The organism is Pseudemcibacter aquimaris (assembly GCF_028869115.1).
GTDB classification, from domain to species: domain Bacteria; phylum Pseudomonadota; class Alphaproteobacteria; order Sphingomonadales; family Emcibacteraceae; genus Pseudemcibacter; species Pseudemcibacter aquimaris.
The window spans coordinates 1,303,466-1,323,832 of sequence record NZ_CP079800.1; the positions used below are offsets into that span (position 1 = coordinate 1,303,466).

Genomic DNA, 20,367 nt, shown 5'->3' on the forward strand with positions numbered 1-20,367 from the left:
AATTACATCGCGCTTTTCCGCAATTTTTCGCAGGCAAGTCTAAATTTTGCAGATAAATTCATGTAAAGAACTTCTATGTCTTTATGAAGATCTTTCAGAGAAACATTTGTATCTTCTAGCATAGGCTTTAGGCAAAATGTTGTGTCCGGGTTATCAATATCTGAATGGGTTAATTCAACAACCCAGCGAGTAGATAGTGTCTTCATATTGTAAATCATATCAATCGCATTGGAAAATGCACGTGCGTGAACAACAGATTGGCAATAAAACCAAATATTAGGTTTCTTCCATAGTTGTCCGTTTGGGTCATTGTGGCCTTCGCATGACCAACAAGGTTGGAAAATTCCTAATTTTTTAATTTCAAATACCAGTGGTGCGATGTTTTCTTCGACGGGGTGTTCAGGGGTGTTTGAAAGCATTTTAGGTGCTAGTGAACACATTTTGTCGCAAGATTCATTGCTTTCAAATGCGCTGCAATTGCTGTTGCATATTGGGTCCTTAAGTGGACTATTCATGAAAACATGATCGATTTCAGTGATCAGTTTTTTTCTTTTTTCACTCTCATTAAAACCTGGCTTGATATACAATTAATTCCCCACTCTTTGAAAAAACATTACCTCAAACTTATATATAACACTATATCTGAAGGTGGCTTCGATCAAGTTAAATATGTATTTTAAATATAACTTTTAGTTAATATGTTTAATATCCACAATTGCTTTTTCAGGGCAGTCATTATATATGTCATTCTTTGATTTATTGATTTAAAGAAGATTTCATGAGTAATAAAAAAGAATTTACTGCAGAGCAGGCCCTTGAGATTGCAAAAAATGCGGCTGACAAAGGGGATAAGGTCAAGGCGACAAAATATTTCAAAGCTGTACTTCAAAAATATCCAGAAAATCAGGATGCGATTGATGGAATTCGTGCATTAAACCCTAATGCATTATTCCAGAGCGATCTGGATGAATTAAAGGAAATGCTTAAAGAAGGAAAATTCAGGGAAGTGGAAGTTCGCTGCAGTATGGAAATTGAAAAATATCCTAATGTATTTGAACTGTTTCATTTGCTTGGTATTGCTCTTGGAAATCAAAAGAAACATAAAGAGGCGCTACCTGCTTTTAAGCGTGCGGCAGAATTAAATTCTCATGATGCACATGCACAATTCAATCTGGGCAATGCATTTAATGTTGTTGGTGATTATAAAAATGCATTATCCAGTTACATGCGTGCTATTAAAATCGAACCAAAATACGCGCCGGCCATGAACAATGCGGGTAATCTTTTGATGCGGTTGAAGGATTACGAAGCTGCGGCGGAAATTTTTTATCAAGCAAGTAGAATCTTACCAGGTTCTTTTGAAGTGCTGGTTAGCTTGGCTGGTGCACTTAAGGCATTAGGTAATTATAAAGAGGCTATTGCATTTTATAATCAGGCGATACAAATTGATGGCCGTGTTGCCGAAGTATTTATTGATATGGCTATCTGTTACAAAGAAGACGGTAATGTTGATGAAGCCTTGAATATTCTTGAAACAATCACAAGAGATAATCCGGAAAATGTCGAAGCTCACAATTGTCTGGGTAATGTATTAAAAGAAATTGGTAACTTGGATGCTGCGATGCATCATTATATGCAAGCGTTATCAATTGCACCAAAAGCGGCTTTCGTTCATTTTAATGTTGCAATATTGCATCGAGATTCAGGTAATCTGGAAGTTGCAATACAAGCAATGGATCAGGCACTTGAAATCGCAAACGATTACCCTGAGTATTTGATGGTGAAAGCAGAGCTTTTAAAAATGCGTGGTAAATATAGTGAGGCTCTATCTATCTATATTCAGCTTGATAGCAAGATGCCTAGAAGACCAGTTATTACCGCAAATCTTGCAATGCTCTATTTCTTGTGCGGTGACGATGTCGCCAGCCGTAGATATGCAGATATTTTAAATGACGAATTTATTGAGAAAATTGAAGATAAGCAGAAACGTGACATTTGTTTAAGTCATAAAAATTTATTAAATGGATTGCATGAAGTAAATGAGGTCGTTGAAAGAAATACGGATCAAGATGCAGAAAAAGTGTTGTTTATAGGCGATAAAGATGCATTTGCTGCAAAGGGGCATATATTTAATATTGATGGTAAAAATCTTGTGGGTGAAACAGCTTGGATTGATAACGTCAAACTTTCAGATTTTCTTACAGATTCAATGAACCTAGCCACAGGATCTATTAAAGATAATATGGAAAATTTACCAATTGAAAGTAATGTGGTCTTCGCCTTTGGTGCAGAAGATTTTACTGGTGAAATTTCCTTATGGAATGATAGTGACGATCAAGTGCAAAAAGTATCTGAAATTGCAGAAGCATATCTGAATAGAACGCATCAGCTGGTCAAGAATGCTGGACTTAAACCGTCTTATTGCTCGGTTGCAGCACCACGAGAAGAAAATAAAAAGAACCTTTCATTCATTGAACAATTCAATGCTGCTCTTAAGGCAGAATGTGAAAAAGAGGATGTTAGGTTTATTGATGTTTTTGCTGTTACTAATGCGAAAAATGGTGTTGCTGATGGAACAAAACATCTGGACAATTGTCATGTCAGTGCAACAGCTTATACTGAAGCATTGGCCTAAAAATTCAAAACTATCTTTAAAGCCCTACATAAAGTAGGGCTTTAATTTTCTTCCGAAATCGTCAATACTCAAATTAAATCGATAAAGGGAGGAATAATTGAAAAATCTATTCAAATTATTTGCGATGTTTATTGTCTTTTCATCTGTTGCTTTTGCGCAGGAAGATGAGGGCGAAGAAACTGAAATAAAAGAAATCACCATCATACATGCAGGAACTCTTCTGGCGGTGGCGGGAAATGACCCGGTTCAAGAAAAATCAATCATCATTGAAGACGGGAAAATCAAATCCGTGAAAGATGGTTATATTGATAATGACGGCACAGAAGATGCCGAATTCACCATTATCGATATGAGCGATAAATTCGTGATGGCGGGCATGATGGATATGCATGTTCATCTGGCATCCGGCAGTGGTAATAGTGCTGATTACGCCATCAAAGGTGTGATCAATTCCTATAAAACATTGATGGCAGGGTTTACTACGGTTCGTGACCTTGGTGCATCGGATGATACCATTTTTAAATTACGTAAAGCGATAAATGATGGTGATGTTATTGGCCCACGTATTTATGCGGCGGGCAATATTATTGGTGTAGGTGGCAGAACGAACGGTAAAGAATGTAATGGCATTGAAAGCTGCCGTAAAACAACACGGGATATGATCCGTGGCGGGGCAGACTGGATCAAGATTTATTCATCATGCAGCGGCAGTCAGCTTTGTTCAAATGAGGACGGTTCACCAATGTTTTTCGATGATGAAATAACCGCGATTACAGAAGTTGCCAAAAAATATAACATTAAAGTCGCTGCTCATTCCCATCCGCGTGATAGCGCGCTTCAGGTTTTAAAATATGGTGTAAAGTCTATTGAACACGGTTCATTCATTAATGAAGATGCCATGGATACGATGATCGCTGATGATGTTTATTATGTACCAACCGTATCAGTAATGGATATGCTGGAAGAAGTCGTAGAAAAGGGTGAAGTATCAGAAGAAATGCTGATCCATGATCAATCATTTCTGGATAATAATCCGCCAAAGATATTTGAAGCCTATAAGCGTGGTGTAAAAATTGCAACGGGTACCGATGCTGGTGTTGTGCCACATGGTAAAAACTACCGCGAGGTAGAACGTTTCGTTGAGCTTGGTATTCCAAATTCTGATGCTTTAAAAATGACAACAGTTAATGCAGCGGACTTGCTTGATAAATCGGATGAAATCGGCACGATTGAAGTCGGTAAAAAGGCAGATATCATTGCCATTGACGGTAATCCGCTTGAAACAATTGAAGATATTCGCAATGTTGTTTTTGTTATGAAAGAGGGAACTGTTTATAAGGATTAACAGTTAAGTCACCAGAACAAAATGACAATTGGCCGTGAGCGGTTTGACCGCTTGCGGCCTTTTCACGTTTGCTGGAAATTTTTGCTATTTTCGTATATACTGATTACTTCAGCACATTTCAAAATCCCGCCAATTAACAGAAAAGGGTTAAAGCACACAAAATATATATCAGGAGAAAGATTATGGCCATTCGTGAGGTTGTCGCACTATTTGACGATGAAGAAGAAATGATGGATACCATCGATGAGTTAGAATGTAAGGGGTTCGACCGAAGCGAAATATCGATATTGCCGCCACTTGATGAAGTGGAAGAGGCGCTTGGCCATCAAGTCGATGATATACACGAAGCTTTTTATGATCCAAAAACACCACGAATGTTTCCGCTTGATTATGCTTCATGGGGCGATGCACAGGGCGTGTTAATTGCTGCGCCGTTTATGGCGGGGGCATTTGCCGTGACAATATTTGGGGCATCAACTGGGATGACATTGATGAATACTATTCTTATGGCCGTGCTAACGGGTAGTGTTGGTGCCGTTTTTGGATATTTGATCATGTTCCTTCTTAAAAAACGTCATAAGGACGAGGTTGATGATCAAATTGATCGCGGCGGACTTGCCATGTGGGTGCATGTACGTGATACGGCCCATGCGAGAAGGGCAATTCGCATATTCAATCGTCATCATGCCCATGATATCCAGTTTCGGGTTGGCGGGTAAAAAGGCATAGAATTTACATACGATAATACTTGCATAAATTCACGTTTCTGAAATAGTGGTAATCAATAAAAATAAGATTTCAGGAGTGAGATGCATGACCATTATGCCAATGTCTGAATTTGATCGTTTTTTGATCATGTTTGACCGTATGTTTGATTTCGTAGAAACCTATATCCACAAAACACCGGAAGATAAATACGAATGGATTCCCGTTGACGGACCAGGTGTGAGTTTTGGTGATCGTTTGGAAAATATCACGATTAAAGGGTTATATGTTCATCTGACAACATCGGAAGATGGTTTTATAAAATCAGTTCGTGATGTTCCTGATTGTGGGGAAATTCCACTGCCGATCAATAAGGAACTGACCAATGCGGTATATGATGGTGATTTCATCGCCATGGGTCGTGAAATTCATGAAAATTGCATGGAAATATTACGAGAATTAACACCGCGAGACCTTGCGAAAACGGTATGGTTTCAAGGCGGGAAATATAGCGCTATGGGCTTTTTATGGGCGTTATATGGTCATTATGCATATCACCTTGGTAATATAGACACCTATATGCGCCAGGGGGATATGAACCCAACTGCTTTCTTTAATTTCACTGAAACGGATATGGCGTAGTTCAATGAAAACAATAGGGTTATTAGGTGGGATGAGCTGGGAAAGCACCGCCCATTATTATAGTGGTCTTAACAAAGGGGTAAAAGCTGAACTTGGCGGTTTACATAGCGCGAAAATTGCCATGTATAGTGTTGATTTTGCACCCGTCGAAGCCATGCAGCATAAAGGGGATCTTCAAGGTCTTGCTGCTGTCATGATTGACGGGGCAAAACGTATTGAGGCCGCGGGTGCAGACTTTATGTTAATTTGCACCAATACCATGCATGAATTCGTTCCTGACATGGAGCCGGAAATTAATATCCCCATCTTACATATTGCTGATGCAACCGCAGAAGTGATCAAGGAAAGCGGCATTAAAAAGGTCGGTTTACTTGGGACTGCCTTTACAATGGAAAAAGCGTTTTATAAAGACCGGTTAATTGAGAAACATGGCATTGATGTCATTACACCGGGGGCAGACGAAAGAAAAGCCGTTCATGACATCATTTATCAGGAACTATGTCTTGGCGAGATCAAGGATGCATCAAAGGCCGTGTATTTGCGTATCATTGACCGTTTGGCAGAAAAAGGGGCGGAGGCCGTTATTTTAGGCTGCACCGAAATCGGTATGCTTGTGAAGCCGCAAGACACAAATGTCAAACTTCTTGATACAACCGAAATACATGCTGAAAAAGCAGTGGAAATGGCGATAAAGGAATAATCATGTCAGTATGGCCACCAGAATTTACTGTTGAAGGCGAACGTGTTCTGATTGAAACATTAAGCCATAACCACTTGGATGACCTCATTGAAGCAGCAGCAGATGGTGATCTTCATAAGTTATGGTACACGTTTATCCCAAAGCCGGAAGATGTGGAAAAAGAAATCGACAGAAGGCTTGGTCTTCGTGAACAGGGTTCCATGTTACCGTTTGCGGTGATCGATAAAGAAAGTGGTAGGGCCGTTGGCATGACCACATATATGAATATTGATGCACCGCATAAGCGTGTTGAAATTGGATCAACCTGGTACCGAAAAGCAGTTCAACGATCATCGCTGAATTCAGAATGTAAGCTATTGCTCTTAAAGCATGCTTTTGAAGAGCTTGATTGCGTATGCGTTGAATTTAGAACGCATTTCATTAATCATCAAAGCAGGCGCGCGATTGAACGATTGGGGGCCAAACTTGATGGTGTATTAAGGTCGAATTATATTATGCCGAATGGATCGATACGTGACACTGCCGTTTATTCCATCATTGCCCATGAATGGCCGACGGTAAAAGCCCATCTTGAATGGCAACTTGAAAAACCAAGGAATTAATGAGTAGCAGTTTGTATCTGTGTATTTAACAATGACGACATTTACCTAATTTTAATGTCGAGTATCATACTGTATTATTTTGACTTCAACACGTAACTAAGGGGAAAACTCATGAGCAGTTTATATGAACGTATTGGCGGCGACGCAGCCGTAGAAGCCGCAGTGGATGTATTTTATAAAAAAGTGCTGACCGATGATAGTATCAGTCAGTTTTTTGAAACTACCGATATGGATGCGCAACGCGAAAAGCAAAAGAAATTTTTGACCGTTGCATTTGGTGGACCAAATGATTATTCCGGCAAAGACATGCGTGCTGCGCATGCTCATCTTACACTTACCGAGGATCATTTCGGTGCTGTAGCAGGGCATTTGCAAGCGACACTCGAAGAACTTGGTGTTCCGGAAGCGGAAATCGGCGAAGCAATGGCCATAGCCGCAAGCACCCATGATGATGTTCTGGGGCTTTAATCTTTGAATAAAGTAACGATTACATATGAAGGGTCACAGGTTTCCTGTGACCCTGACAAATCCATTCTGGAAAATTTAATCACGCAAGATATTGATGTGACCTATTCTTGTCAGAAAGGATCCTGTTTAACATGTGTGATGAAAACGGATCACGATGTTGATCCAAAAAGTCGTGCGCCGCTTAAACCAACACTTGTTGAGCAAGGGTATTTCCTTGGCTGTCAACAAAAACCAAATGATGGCATGGTTATCAATGCTGCTGATCAAATTGGTGTTTTTCATAATGTCCGTGTTACCAATATAGAACTTAGAGGCGGGCAGGTGGCTATTGTCCGTCTAACGGTTCCAGATGGATATGAATACCGTCCAGGGCAATTCGTAAATATCATTGGTCCAAATTATACATTACGCAGTTATTCCATTGCGTCTATTCCATTGGATGATGAATTAGAAATTCATGTAAAAGAACATGAATTTGGCACGGTTAGTAGGTGGTTATGTGATAAGAGCTTAATTGGTCAGGAAATAGAAATTTCAGAACCGGAAGGGCAGTGCTTTTACTTGCCCGGAAGATCATCATCACCGTTACTGTTAATTGGAACGGGAACTGGGTTAGCCCCACTGATTGGCATCATTCGCGATGCTTTATCACAAGGGCATGACGGAAAAATTGAATTATATCACGGTGCCGTAAATGATGACGGCCTATATTTAATTGATGAATTACAGTCGTTATCGTCTGAATATGACAATTTATCGGTTCATCTTGGTGTGCTGAATAAAGGATCTCTAAATCATACGCTTGAGGGGGCAATAAATGATATCGCGCTGTCACAGCACCATGATTTAACAGGGTGGCGTGTGTTTCTTTGTGGTGATCCGGATATGGTCAAGAAAACCAAGACCAAAGCATATTTGGCCGATGCCGCCTTAAGCGACATTCTGGCCGATCCATTTGATATTCAGGATGTTAAAAATTAATCATCATATGTAGGTAACTGGTGATCAGGATTAAGCATCCGATGACCAATAGCAACAATGCCAAACCGAATATTGGTAAAGGCGATTGTCCCTAAATTCCCACCTTTATTAAAGCCAATATAGGCACGATGGCCGCCGCCTGTTCCCATGTGATTGCGGTTAATTGTTCCGGTTGAATTTTCCCACGTTAATCCCATGGATTCATTTTCAGTATAAATTTTATGGCCAATTTCAAAAGCGCTATATAGTGGTGTATCAAGTAACCCCATATGCGCTTTCACATATTTTTCCATATCATTGACGGTGGTGATCATTGACCCACCAGCATACATGACACCATGATTAACCAAATTTTCCGTCAAGCTGCCATCGGCCAAATGACCTTGTGCAAAACGCCCCTTTAATTCAGTAGGGAGGTGCAGGAATGTTTCCGTCATCCCCAGTGGCAATAAAACCTCTTCACGGATCATTTGGAAATAATCGCGTTCAAAATGATGGGCCAGGGCTTGTGATAAAATGCCAATGCCAAATGTTGAATAATGCCATTCATCGCCACCCGCACGTGTCGGGGCAAAATCATTGACGGACTTCCATAAATCATCAAGCGTATATTCGGAAAATGTGCCGTCAGTTGTTCTGAAATCTTCGGGAAAAGTCGGTAAACCACCGTTATGGGTGGCAAGATGCAGAATAGTGACTTCCTTACCATTAAATGGTTTTAGTCTTACGCCATCTGGCAAATAATTATTAATAGGATCATCAAGGTTGATATCGCCGCGTTCCACAAGAATGCCAAGCAGTGACCCTAGGAATGTTTTTGAAATGGAACTCATTTCAAAAAAAAGTATCTTTTGTGGGTTGCAACCCATTGCCGTCTATTAGTTCACCATAAGTATAGATACTTGTCCCTTGGTCATTAATACGGGCCAGAATGATGCTTTGGTATTTTCCATTATCAATATTTTCGTTGATATGTTTTTCAAGTTCCTTGTCATCTAATACAGGGCTTTCAGCGTGTGATTGATTTGCAAGAGTTAAGAAAGATGTGATGACGATAAAAGCTTTAAAGAGTTTCATGGTTCCCCCGTTATTATTATAAGCTTTAATGCTGGTATTTATTGTTAAAGAGCGGTTCAACAGCATTAAGGTAATGTGTGACCCTGCCTTCGTGATTATTAAGTGGCAATTCTAAACATTAAAGATGCGTAAAAGATACATTTATTAAACCGATTTTTTTTGTGATCACTTGCAACTATAAATAGATGAAATTATTAACACTTTGTTAACCTTTCTCGTTAATGACATAAATAATTAATATAAAAATTCTATTAATCAATTATTAATAAAGAGTTTTTAATGACTATCGTTGAAAATAAATCAATTGACGTATGCAATTTAAAAGATAAAAAATGATTTTTTTTGACTTGGATCAATTGCATTTGTGTAATAGATTATTATTTTAAAAAGCGATCAGTTGTTTAGCCAGCTATAGAGGAGAAAACCTCTAAGCACAGGAGGGAGTTAGGCATTGGTCACTTAAATTGTATAAGTTTATATGCAAGGGGTCATAAATGCCTAAGAATAACGTTAAGCCAACGGGGATAGAAAACACATTCTCCGAAAATGAAATTATTGTTTCAAAAACTGATTTAAAAGGTGAAATCACCTATGTAAATGATGTGTTTTGTAAACTTGCCGAAGCCAAAGAAAGTGAAATGATTGGTCAGCCGCATAATGTTATCCGTCATCCGGATATGCCGCGCACGATCTTTCATTTTTTATGGCAACAAATTAAATCTAAAAATGAAATCTTTGCTTATGTTAAGAACATGGCAATGTCCGGTAACCATTACTGGGTTTTTGCACATGTAACACCGACATTGGATGGTTCTGGAAATATTGTTGGTTTCCATTCAAGTCGCCGTGCTGCACCAAAAGCTGAAATTGATTTCATTGATAGTCTGTATAAGAAAATAAAAGACGTAGAAGAGGGAAGCTCCAACCGCAAAGATGGATTGGAAGCAGGAGTAGCATTCGTCAACGACTATCTGGCAAACGAAGGACTGACATATGATGAATTTGTATGGTCAGTGAGTGGAAATAGATAGAACGCTAAAGGATGCTAAGATGTTTGGACTAAATAAGACGGATGATAGTGGCAAAGTAGAAGCTTTGGAAGCAGAACTGGAAGCCACGAAAGAAAAACTGGAAGCATACGAAAGTGCGTTTTCAGCAATTGAAAAAATTGTACCTGATTTAAAAGATGGAAACCTGGAAGCCCGTATAATTGGTTGGCAAAACCATGGTGAAAGATCAGAAACATTAAAATCAATCAATTATATTCTTGATATTACAGATGCCTATGTTCGTGAAGCAGCTGCATCACTAGAAGCCGCTGAAAATGGTAAATACTTCCGCCGTTTCTTGCGTCGCGGTATGCGTGGCAGTTTCCAACAAGGTGCGACGGTTATTAATGAGGCTTGTATCAGTATCCAGAAAATGGAAAAAGAACAGCAGGAAAACCGAAAACGTATTGCGGATGATTTTAATAAACAAATCATGCAATTTATTACGGATCTGCTGACATCAACAGAAAGTTTGCAAGGTATTTCAAACCAGTTAAGTAATTATGCTGAAGATACCCAAAGATTGTCATCAAATGTTGCTGCAGCATCGGAAGAGGCAAGTGTAAATGTGCAAACTGTAGCCGCAGCGGCAGAGGAATACTCGCATTCGATTCAGGAAATCTCTCGTCAGGTTGATATGTCAAATGAACAGGCTGGAAAAGCATCGGATGAGGCAATATCTGCAAAAGCGACTATTGATGAATTAAAAGCATCATCGGTGAATATTGGTGAAGTAATTAAGCTGATTAATGACATCGCGGGTCAAACCAATCTTCTTGCGCTTAATGCTACCATCGAAGCGGCCCGCGCTGGCGAAGCCGGTAAGGGGTTTGCTGTTGTAGCTAACGAGGTTAAATCACTCGCGAACCAAACGGCCGATGCAACAGGCAGTATTGATGCACAAATCAGCGAAATTCAGGAAAAAATCGAAGGGTCGGTTTCTGGCGTTGAGGATATTGCAAATATTATTACTGAATTGAATGAAATCGCTGATACAATTTCAAGCGCGACACAAGAACAGTTGGCAGCAACACATGAAATTAGCCAAAATGTTCAGGAAGCTTCACTCGGGACACAAGAAGTGTCGCAACATATTCAGGAAGTAAGCACAACAGCGAACAGAACCGCGGAAACCGCGAGCGAGCTATCAGCTGCATCAAGTAACCTTGAAGATCTTGCGAAAAACCTTGAACAACAATCAAATGCATTCATTCAGTCACTGCTTGGCAAGGATGCAGCATAATTTATTCTGATTTTTCTGGATAAGTCATTGTTATAGAATTAAAATGGCGTTATACGAGCAACATTAATTGCTGAGGATAACGCCATGACTATTTCTACATCAAATGATAACAAAATCAGAGCCGCTATTTTAGGGGCAAGCGGATATACAGGTGCAGAACTTGTAAGGTTATTACAACGTCATCCAAATGTTGAAATTGTTTTATTGACGGCTGACCGTAAAGCCGGCCAATCTATTGATCAGGTCTTTCCGCACCTTGCCGGGGAAGGGCTTCCTGATTTAATGGCGATATCAGATATCGAATGGGCTGGGCTAGAGGTTGACGTTGTATTTTGCGCGCTGCCGCATGCTACATCACAACGCATTATTAAAGGCATTCTTCATGATACTGGCCATGGCTTTATTGATGAAATGGTCGCTGAAACCACAGAAGATTACGCGAACGCCATTCAGGGCAGTGTAAAAGTCGTGGATTTGAGCGCTGATTTCCGTCTTCGTGACCCAGATACCTATGCTGAATGGTATGGCGGCGAACATGATGCTATTTCCTTACAAAAAGAAGCGGTATACGGATTAACGGAACATTACCGTGAAGAGATAAAAAACGCGCGCCTTGTGGCATGTCCAGGATGTTATCCAACGGCTGCACTACTTGCATTAATTCCGTTGATGCAAAGTAAGGCAATAAAAAAAGATGGTGTCATAATCGATGCAAAATCAGGCGTTAGTGGCGCCGGTAGAAGCCTTAGAGAAGGCAACCTGTTTACAGAAGTTTCTGAAGCAATGCACCCATATGGTATTGCCGCTCATCGTCATGCGCCGGAAATCGAACAAGAATTAAGTCGTGCATATGGTGAAGATTTGCTCGTCAGCTTTACACCGCATCTTATTCCAATGAACAGAGGTGAACTTGAAACAATTTATGTTCAAATGGAAGAGGGTAAAACAGCATCCGATTTAAGAGAGCTTTTAAAAGATAGATACCGTGATGAACGGTTCGTTACTGTTGCTGATGAAGGTGTTGTACCAGCAAGCCGTCACGTACGTGGATCAAACAATACGCTTATCGGTGTATTTGAAGATCGTGTGCCAGGACAGGCCATAATTGTGGTGACAATTGACAATCTTGTTAAGGGGTCATCCGGTCAAGCGATACAAAACATGAATTTAATGTTTGATTTTCCGGAAATGATGTCGCTTGAACAAATGCCTTTATTTCCTTAGGTTTCTTCTAAGTTATTGAAATATTAAATATATTTAACAAGTATTAAATATATTTCTTTACCTGTTTAGCTTTGATCTTGATCAATGACAAGCCATCCTTGACGTATAACACTTCCCTTGTTTCTAACTATTAGAGGGGTAAGTATGAAGCAGGGTATAACGCCAATAGATGTGGAAAACACATTTGGCAAAGATGAAATTATTGTTTCAAAAACAAACCTAAAAGGTCACATAACATATGTGAACGACGTCTTTTGCCGTTTGGCAGAAATGCCGGAAGAGGAAGCCATAGGCGCGCCACATAATGTTATCAGACATCCTGACATGCCAAGGTCAATTTTCTATTTCTTATGGCAACAAATTCAAAGCAAGAAAGAGATTTTCGCCTATGTAAAAAATATGGCGAAATCAGGTAAATATTACTGGGTGTTTGCCCATGTAACACCGACGATTGATGCTGATGGCAATATCGTAGGGTTTCATTCAAGCAGGCGCGCAGCACCAAAGAATGAAATTGATTTAATTTCAAAGCTTTATGATGAAATTAGATCGGTAGAAAAAAGTTATTCAAATAGTAAGCAGGGTATGGAAGCGGGGGTAGATTATATCAAAAATCTGTTGTTGGATAAGGGAATGACATACGATGAATTCGTATGGAGCGTGGGAGATTAAATATGTTCAATAGAAAACTAGTAGATGTGGAAAGTGGTGGTACGGAGCTTTCAGAAGCACTGATTAAATTGGAACAATATGAAAAAGCGTTTGATGCGATCAGAGGTATTTCAGCAGGACTTAGGGAAGGTAATCTTGAAACCCGCATAGTGGGATGGGAAGAGCACGGCGAACTTTCCGACGTGCTTTGTGATATAAATTATATTCTTGATGTGACGGATGCTTATGTCCGCGAAGCAGGGGCATCATTAAAGGCAGCGCAGAACGGCGATTTTTATCGCCGTTTTTTAATAAGAGGCATGCCAGGCAGTTTTAGTGTCGGCGCAAAAGTCATTAATTCTGGCCGTAAAGATATGGCGCTGGCCGCGGACCGCCGAAAGCAACAAGAAGAAAACCAAATTAAACGTGAAGAACTGGTCGAAGGATTTAACAGCACGATCCGTGATTTTGTTACGAGCCTGCATAAATCTGCTTCGGGTTTGAGTGGTCTTTCCAATGAACTGACCAATTTTGCTGATGAAACACAAAATTTATCGACGACTGTGGCGGCGGCATCTGAACAGGCAAATATGAATGTTCAAACTGTCGCAGCGGCAACAGAAGAATATACACAATCAATCAATGAAATTGCAAGACAGGTTGATCTTTCAAGCACACAATCAAACGAGGCCGTAAAAGAAGCAGCACTTGCGAAAGATTCAATTTCTGAACTCCAGCAAGCATCACAAACCATTGGTGAGGTCGTCAAATTAATCAATGATATTGCGGGGCAAACGAATTTGCTGGCTCTAAATGCAACCATTGAAGCGGCCCGTGCCGGCGAGGCCGGAAAAGGGTTTGCTGTTGTCGCAAGCGAGGTTAAATCACTTGCCAATCAAACAGGGGACGCAACAAAAAACATTGATGAACAGATCAATGAAATCCAAAACAGAATTGGTATGACTGTTGGGGTTGTTGAGGACGTAACAAAACATATTGCTGAATTAAGTGAGATTGCATCAACCATTTCAACATCGACCCATGAACAGCTTGCAGCAACGCGTGAAATTAGTGAAAATGTTCAGGAAGCATCAGACGGAACACGCGATGTATCTGAAAATATTAATCAGGTAAGCGCAACAGCATCACGGACATCATCAAGTGCGGTTGAATTGATGCAGGCATCAAATGATATGGAAACGTTGATCAGTGACCTTGAAGTCCAGGTTGAAGAATTCATCACGTCACTGATGAATACCAAATCAAATTAAATTATTTAATTTGTGAAATTTTTGATGTCGGTCAAGGTTTGTAGCTGTTTCCTTTTATAGGATGCCATCATATTAAGTTTGCTACTGAAAAGGTAAGTTATATGTATCAAAGACCTGAGCCATTAGATATTGAAAACATATTCGATGACGATGAAATTATCGTAACGAAAACGGACCTTAAAGGTCGTATCACGTATGTTAATGATGTGTTCTGTAAGGTCGCCGAAATGACGGAAGAGGATGCCATGGGTGAACCCCATAGCATCATCCGTCATCCTGATATGCCGCGTTCAGTGTTTTATCTGTTATGGCAAACAATCGAAGCCAAGCAAGAAATTTTCGCGTATGTGAAAAACCTTGCCAAAAGCGGTCATTATTACTGGGTATTTGCCCATGTGTCTCCAACTATGGATAAGGCAGGTAACATCATAGGATATCATTCAAGCAGACGCGCTGCCCCACAAGCGCAAATAGATGCGGTCGCACCGATTTATAAACAGGTTCTTGAGGTGGAAAATAGCTATGCCAACCGTAAAGAAGGTATGGAAGCAGGCTTTAAGGCTATCGTCGACCTTCTTGAACAAAACGGCGTTTCATATGACGAATTTGTTTGGTCCGTGGCAAATAACTAACTTCACAGTGTTGCATTTGTAAAGTTGGAAGTATAAAGTTGGATAATAATGTGTCCATATATTGGGGGTGTCATGAGATTTCTGGCGAGCGTGATTTTCTTATTTTTTCCTTTTGTTTCAGCAACCGCTGAGCCAACGCAAAATGGTGCAGGATACTCGATTGAAAATGTCCATGTCCGCTTTAGCGAGGGTTTTAATGATAATATTCAAAAAGTAATAATGCGGCTTGAAACGCAAGTCGAAGATAAAAGAAAAAACCATGAAAAGTATCAATCGAGACGGAGAGCGCCAAAGGACTTAAAGGAACGTGCGCAAAAAGCATATGAAAAAGCACAAGAGAATTTAGAGGCTTTCACCGCTTATATTAACATACTTAAAAATGATATGGGGGGCGTAGTGGTTGATGCCATTGAAACTAAGAATTTGAGCGGACGAAAAGTTGATCTTAGTATTCTTATAGGGGCTTATTCAATATTAAGACCAGTAGAAGCCAATACAGTAGTAACCTTTAGCGGGCAATTATTTGCGGCAACAGTAATAGTTGTTGATAGTGAAACAAATGAAAACCTTAAAACTTTTATGATTAACGAAGATGACATTATTGGCAAAAAATACCCAAATGCAATTGTAATGAATGGAAAAGATATTAAAAAACATAGCCTGTTATATAACTTTGCTCAGGAAATATCGTTTAGATTAAATCAAGAGAGTTAAGCACAAAAAGTTAGTTTTCAAATTTATACTCAAGTCTATAATTTACATTCGTAGCGACTATCTCTTCTGGGATTGCAAAGAGTGAATAAGGTATATATTTAAAAGTTTCAATGAATTTGTTAGTTGGCTTATTAAATATTGAACGTGATGTTTCAATAATTTGAGGATTAATCGGATTTCCGGCTGCAGTAAGATCAAAATTTATTATTGCATAACCATTACGGCCCTTTCTTAGGGCTGCTCTTGGGAATTTTACAGGGGGAGCATATGCCCAAAATACATCACCAGGTTCTGGAACTTCCACTGTTATTGAACATGGTTTGAAGTCTGGACCGGTAGAATTTTCAAATTCATTTTTTAGCGCATTCACTTTTTCAAAATAATTTTTAATACCTAGCGCATCTTTTAAATCTGGTCCACTGTTAATGTATTCTTGGTAGAGTTGTTCGGCCTTATGAAAACTGTGGTAAGCGTTTTTATAATCACCAATTTTTAAATAATTATCAGCAAGCAAGTAATGTAATTGATGTAAGTTTTGTTTTTTATAAATAGTATAATGGTTTACGTACCTAATAGATTTGACATAGTCGTCTGCGTTATGTGCAATAACAGCCATTGATGCTATAAGTGTTAGATTAAATTTGTCTTCATTCAGTAGCGCTTCCATTTCTATTTGTGCTTGTCCTGGATCAAGTGGAAGATTAAGCAGGCGTTGAATATGCTCTAGTGCGCGTCTGTATTGCTTAAGTTCATCTAAAGATAATTGATAATCCATCAAAAGAGAATATGGGACTTGTAAGGCATGGTCTGCTTTTGTTGGTTCTTCTGCAATTGTTGAAAATGGTAGACCAATAGTCAAAAGCATAGAAAGAATTATATTTCGAAACATGAGAAATCCCCAATTTTGATAATAACTTACAATAACATATCGCCCAAGTTTCGATGATTTCTTCACTGCCGTCAAGATCAATGTTATCAATATTAAGTACTTTTTATTCCTCATTAAGTCTTTGTAATGGCTCAAGAAGCTCTGCTGATTTTGGGCTAAATTCTAGTGCCCATTCCAGAAGTTTTTTTGCCTCTTCGGATCTGTCATTTCTGACAAGATATCTTGCTGTACCAGCTATGGAAAAACCCATCCAATATCCATCATTGGTTGGGTATGTTTGGAAACCGTACTTTTCTGAAAGCGCTGCATAGAATTCTTTTAAATCATTAAGTGGGGTTTCGCCGGCGCGGTAAGATAGGTAATCCGGCATCCATTCGCTTGGGGGGAATATAAATGAAAAGGCACGGTCAAGGCTGCTGATTGCGCTTGCGTAATGTTCGCCATTTTCAATGATATCGATTTTGACTTGTGCATCTGGTGTATCGAAAGCATTTTGTAATTTGGAATAGGGGGCGGGTAAGTCGTCATTGCGCATTATGTCAATGCCACCACGTGATAAGTAAAGCCAATTTCGGCTCCCTTGTAAACGTTCAGCAGTTTCTATAATTTTGGTGGTTATTGGTTTATTTTCTATAGTGTACATTTGAACGTTGGCTGCAAATCCAAGCCATGCCTGAAACGTTTTTGAGCTTGTAAAATACCCGTGTAGAACTGGCCCAACAGTTGGCGACATTCCTATAAGTCCACGATAATTTGCTGTTCTATAGTGATCATCGATGAATGGAATTAATTCTTGTTCCATAAAGTCCAGAAAATGTTGAGGTGAACTGTCTTCGAAGTTAATCTGCTCATTGGGTTCTCGCCTATGAGGCATTGTGATCGTCAGACGTTCTGCATAATTAGGTGTAGAAATACCGACAATAATGCTCTCGGGCATAAGGTCGCGGGCTGCCCTTGTTTTGGAAATAACAACCGTCGGATCAAACAGAAAATCCGCGTCCATCACATAAAAGACAGGGTATTTTTTCGTCGTATCAGCATAATCATCAGGCAGATAGATTTTAATCTGCCTGCTGCCATCAAGAATGTCTGAATTGATTGTTGTTTCTTTTATTTCTGCATATGCTATCGAATTTATGGATAAAAGCGTAAAGCAGAAAAAGAGTGAGATTATATTTTTCATTATTGAAATAACCCTTAAGTATTACCAACCATTACATCTTGACCAAGTGTCAATGACATCAGTGCCATTATCAACGACATTATATTCATCGTAAGCCGCTGCCGTCATGCACGCGTGATTTGGCAAGATACGTAAGCGAGTACCTATAGGATAAGATGCAAAATTGAAATCTGAGCCGTCCTTGGTGGTGATGATGCCGTGTTCTTGATTGGCGCCGGTGACGATCAGGTTATCAATAATATTTCCATCAATGTCGCATACGATGCCGTATCCGCAATCAAAATCTGTACCACGGGTGCTTTGGTCTTTGGATAATGCCATGCCGCCAGCATCAGTAATAATACGGCTTTGGTTGTTTTTATGGCTAATCACGGTGCAAAGAACGCTTAAGGCAATGTCATTATTGGTGCTGCAACCACGTCCGGCTTGGAATGCGTCCTGAAATACATAAACCCCCGCCCGTAATTCGGTTACATCGCGCAGGTTTTGTGCATATGTGGCCGTTGGGGTTGAGCCGCAGCTAACGATTTTACATGGGTAACCTGCCTCAATAATATTATCGGCGGCCCGGGCAATTTGCGCACGTTCATTTTCCGCGGCTTGGATTAATTGCTCTTTCGTTTCGCATTCATAACTTTCGCCAGCATGGGTTAATACGCCAGCCAATTCGGTTCCTTGTTGTTCGTGTATTATTTTTGCGATTTCTATAACTTCTGGTGCATCGGGTGATAAACCTGCACGGTGCATGTCCACATCAATTTCAATCATGACGTTGAAATTACAGTCGTTTTGATCGCCAAATTCACCAATCTGACGGGCGATATTCGCATCATCAATAATGATTTTTAAATCCACACCGCGTTTCATGATGTCTTTGGCTCGTTCTAATTTGCCTGGTACCATACTGACAGCATAAATAATGTCGGTAAATCCGGCGTCCGCGAAATATTCGGCTTCGCGTAATGTGGAAACGGTAATTGGGCAGGACTTACCATCATTTCCTAGCAAAATTACATCGGGCGATTTACAGGTTTTTACATGTGGGCGTAATGTAACGCCCAATGTTTCTGCCTGAACACGCATGCGATTTAAATTTTTCATTAATTTCGATTTTTCCACCACAAGGCATGGTGTATATAGCTCATCCAAATTCATTAATTTTATCTCTTACATATTCACCAATAGCGAGATTGCTGGTGAGGCCCGGACTTTCCATACCAAATAAATTAACAAGTCCTTCAATACCATGTTTATCCTGAAAACCGATATCGAAATCAAGACCAGATTCGGATAATTTTGGTCTTATCCCTGCGTAATCCGGGTGCAATTTATCGGGATCAATGTTGGGGAAATATTCGCTGACCACGCTTACAAATTTTTCTTTTAAGGTTTCGGGGACACTATATTCTTCTTCCTCTACAAAATTAATATCCGGGCCAAATTTTACGCCGCCGCCGGTATCAATGCATAAATGTAACCCAAGGCTTCCTTTGCCCGGAACCGGATAAACCAGATGTTTGAAATTTGTTTTACCTGTATATGAAAAATAATGCCCCTTGGCCATCACGCGCGGTGGGATTAATTCAGACGACATGGCGTCAATTTTTGTGGCCAGCTTTTGTGCGCCAAGCCCCGCCGCATTAATCAGTAAATTACAGGTGAGGGTGTAACCATCCGCCATTATGATCTTAAAGCCATGATTTAATTTTTCAATTGCGGCAATTTCAACGTTATAGGCGATCATACCGCTGTTGTCTTCGATATCACCGATCATATTGACCATATGCATATGGCTATCGATGATGCCGCTGCTCGGGGAAAATAGTCCCGCTTCACCAGAAATATCCGGTTCTATATTTTTGATATCAGCTTTTGAAAGGGGGGTAAGGTCATGTACGCCGTTTAATTCGGCTTTTGATTTAATATCATCCAACCGTTCTTGTTCGGCGTCTGACATTGCCACAAGTATCTTGCCACATCGTTGGTGTGGTATGTGTCTTTGCGCTGCATACTCATATAAAAGCTCTTTACCACGCACACAAAGTTTGGTTTTTAGCCAATCGGGCGCAAAATAAAGGCCGGCATGGATCACTTCGCTGTTGCGGCTGCTTGTGATCATACCGAAATGTTTTTCTTTTTCCAAAACAAGGACTTCGCGCCCCGCTTCGGATAAATGTTTGGCAATGGATAGCCCAATTACACCCGCGCCAATGACGATAATGTCTTGATGATCAGACATGCTTTAGTATTTTCCCTTTGCATCAAAAAAATGTCATGATATAAAGTATCATCTTTGGGCTATAATTATAGTTTTTTATTCTAAAAAATAAACAAATTTTAAAAAGTCCGGATTATC

General features: G+C 39.9%; 22 protein-coding genes. 15 read left to right on the plus strand and 7 right to left on the minus strand.

All coding sequences use genetic code 11. The features are described from left to right. Window positions 1-2: 2 nt before the first annotated feature. Window positions 3-587: a hypothetical protein gene (locus tag KW060_RS06325; protein ID WP_249035526.1), complete on the minus strand. Its 585-nt coding sequence runs from the start codon at window positions 585-587 to the stop codon at window positions 3-5. Between the two features lie 191 nt (window positions 588-778). Here KW060_RS06325 and KW060_RS06330 point away from each other — a divergent pair, with 191 nt between their 5' ends. The 8 genes from KW060_RS06330 to KW060_RS06365 all read left to right on the plus strand — a co-directional run bounded on the left by KW060_RS06330 (window position 779) and on the right by KW060_RS06365 (window position 8,078). Next, window positions 779-2,635, plus strand: coding sequence for a tetratricopeptide repeat protein (locus KW060_RS06330; RefSeq protein WP_249035527.1), 1,857 nt, complete (start codon window positions 779-781; stop codon window positions 2,633-2,635). Between the two features lie 97 nt (window positions 2,636-2,732). Further along, window positions 2,733-3,980 carry an amidohydrolase family protein gene (locus tag KW060_RS06335; protein WP_249035528.1) on the plus strand — a complete coding sequence of 416 codons (1,248 nt, stop codon included), beginning with the start codon at window positions 2,733-2,735 and terminating at the stop codon, window positions 3,978-3,980. Window positions 3,981-4,162: 182 nt separating this feature from the next. Beyond that, the gene (locus KW060_RS06340; RefSeq protein ID WP_249035529.1) at window positions 4,163-4,699 is read left to right on the plus strand and encodes a hypothetical protein; all 537 of its coding nucleotides are present in this window, start codon (window positions 4,163-4,165) and stop codon (window positions 4,697-4,699) included. Window positions 4,700-4,793: 94 nt separating this feature from the next. Further along, the gene (locus tag KW060_RS06345; protein WP_249035530.1) at window positions 4,794-5,327 is read left to right on the plus strand and encodes a DinB family protein; all 534 of its coding nucleotides are present in this window, start codon (window positions 4,794-4,796) and stop codon (window positions 5,325-5,327) included. A gap of 4 nt (window positions 5,328-5,331) precedes the next feature. Then, window positions 5,332-6,027 (plus strand): aspartate/glutamate racemase family protein, encoded by a 696-nt coding sequence (locus tag KW060_RS06350; protein ID WP_274757326.1) that lies wholly within the window; start codon window positions 5,332-5,334, stop codon window positions 6,025-6,027. 2 nt (window positions 6,028-6,029) lie between these two features. Beyond that, the gene (locus tag KW060_RS06355; protein WP_249035532.1) at window positions 6,030-6,629 is read left to right on the plus strand and encodes a GNAT family N-acetyltransferase; all 600 of its coding nucleotides are present in this window, start codon (window positions 6,030-6,032) and stop codon (window positions 6,627-6,629) included. Window positions 6,630-6,740: 111 nt separating this feature from the next. After that, window positions 6,741-7,097 (plus strand): group I truncated hemoglobin, encoded by a 357-nt coding sequence (locus KW060_RS06360; protein ID WP_249035533.1) that lies wholly within the window; start codon window positions 6,741-6,743, stop codon window positions 7,095-7,097. A 3-nt stretch (window positions 7,098-7,100) separates the two neighbouring features. After that, entirely contained in the window at window positions 7,101-8,078 is a 978-nt protein-coding gene (locus KW060_RS06365; RefSeq protein WP_249035534.1) for a 2Fe-2S iron-sulfur cluster-binding protein, read from the plus strand. Here KW060_RS06365 and KW060_RS06370 read toward each other — a convergent pair. Both KW060_RS06370 and KW060_RS06375 read right to left on the minus strand, forming a co-directional pair. Continuing rightward, the gene (locus tag KW060_RS06370) at window positions 8,075-8,911 is read right to left on the minus strand and encodes a serine hydrolase domain-containing protein (RefSeq protein WP_249035535.1); all 837 of its coding nucleotides are present in this window, start codon (window positions 8,909-8,911) and stop codon (window positions 8,075-8,077) included. The genes KW060_RS06365 and KW060_RS06370 overlap by 4 nt on opposite strands. A gap of 1 nt (window position 8,912) precedes the next feature. Then, a complete protein-coding gene (locus tag KW060_RS06375) occupies window positions 8,913-9,155 on the minus strand; it encodes a hypothetical protein (RefSeq protein WP_249035536.1) in 243 nt (80 codons plus the stop codon). Window positions 9,156-9,649: 494 nt separating this feature from the next. Between KW060_RS06375 and KW060_RS06380 the strand changes: the two genes are divergently transcribed. The 7 genes from KW060_RS06380 (at window position 9,650) to KW060_RS06410 (ending at window position 15,939) form a co-directional block, all read left to right on the plus strand. After that, entirely contained in the window at window positions 9,650-10,186 is a 537-nt protein-coding gene (locus KW060_RS06380; protein ID WP_249035537.1) for a PAS domain-containing protein, read from the plus strand. 19 nt (window positions 10,187-10,205) lie between these two features. After that, on the plus strand, window positions 10,206-11,447 hold the full coding sequence (locus KW060_RS06385) for a methyl-accepting chemotaxis protein (RefSeq protein ID WP_274757327.1): 1,242 nt from the start codon (window positions 10,206-10,208) through the stop codon (window positions 11,445-11,447). Between the two features lie 84 nt (window positions 11,448-11,531). Beyond that, window positions 11,532-12,671 carry an N-acetyl-gamma-glutamyl-phosphate reductase gene (gene argC / locus KW060_RS06390; RefSeq protein ID WP_249035538.1) on the plus strand — a complete coding sequence of 380 codons (1,140 nt, stop codon included), beginning with the start codon at window positions 11,532-11,534 and terminating at the stop codon, window positions 12,669-12,671. A 144-nt stretch (window positions 12,672-12,815) separates the two neighbouring features. After that, the gene (locus tag KW060_RS06395; RefSeq protein WP_249035539.1) at window positions 12,816-13,343 is read left to right on the plus strand and encodes a PAS domain-containing protein; all 528 of its coding nucleotides are present in this window, start codon (window positions 12,816-12,818) and stop codon (window positions 13,341-13,343) included. 2 nt (window positions 13,344-13,345) lie between these two features. Continuing rightward, window positions 13,346-14,593, plus strand: a complete 1,248-nt coding sequence (locus tag KW060_RS06400) for a methyl-accepting chemotaxis protein (protein WP_249035540.1) — start codon at window positions 13,346-13,348, stop codon at window positions 14,591-14,593. 101 nt (window positions 14,594-14,694) lie between these two features. Then, window positions 14,695-15,225, plus strand: a complete 531-nt coding sequence (locus KW060_RS06405) for a PAS domain-containing protein (protein WP_249035541.1) — start codon at window positions 14,695-14,697, stop codon at window positions 15,223-15,225. A 72-nt stretch (window positions 15,226-15,297) separates the two neighbouring features. Further along, a complete protein-coding gene (locus KW060_RS06410; RefSeq protein ID WP_249035542.1) occupies window positions 15,298-15,939 on the plus strand; it encodes a hypothetical protein in 642 nt (213 codons plus the stop codon). Window positions 15,940-15,949: 10 nt separating this feature from the next. Here KW060_RS06410 and KW060_RS06415 read toward each other — a convergent pair whose 3' ends face one another. The 4 genes from KW060_RS06415 to KW060_RS06430 all read right to left on the minus strand — a co-directional run bounded on the left by KW060_RS06415 (window position 15,950) and on the right by KW060_RS06430 (window position 20,250). Continuing rightward, window positions 15,950-16,828, minus strand: coding sequence for an energy transducer TonB (locus KW060_RS06415; RefSeq protein ID WP_249035543.1), 879 nt, complete (start codon window positions 16,826-16,828; stop codon window positions 15,950-15,952). A gap of 103 nt (window positions 16,829-16,931) precedes the next feature. Further along, window positions 16,932-18,011 carry an alpha/beta hydrolase gene (locus KW060_RS06420; RefSeq protein ID WP_249035544.1) on the minus strand — a complete coding sequence of 360 codons (1,080 nt, stop codon included), beginning with the start codon at window positions 18,009-18,011 and terminating at the stop codon, window positions 16,932-16,934. Between the two features lie 21 nt (window positions 18,012-18,032). Continuing rightward, window positions 18,033-19,112 (minus strand): alanine racemase, encoded by a 1,080-nt coding sequence (locus tag KW060_RS06425; RefSeq protein ID WP_249035545.1) that lies wholly within the window; start codon window positions 19,110-19,112, stop codon window positions 18,033-18,035. Between the two features lie 40 nt (window positions 19,113-19,152). Further along, window positions 19,153-20,250 carry an NAD(P)/FAD-dependent oxidoreductase gene (locus tag KW060_RS06430; protein WP_249035546.1) on the minus strand — a complete coding sequence of 366 codons (1,098 nt, stop codon included), beginning with the start codon at window positions 20,248-20,250 and terminating at the stop codon, window positions 19,153-19,155. Window positions 20,251-20,367 lie beyond the last annotated feature (117 nt).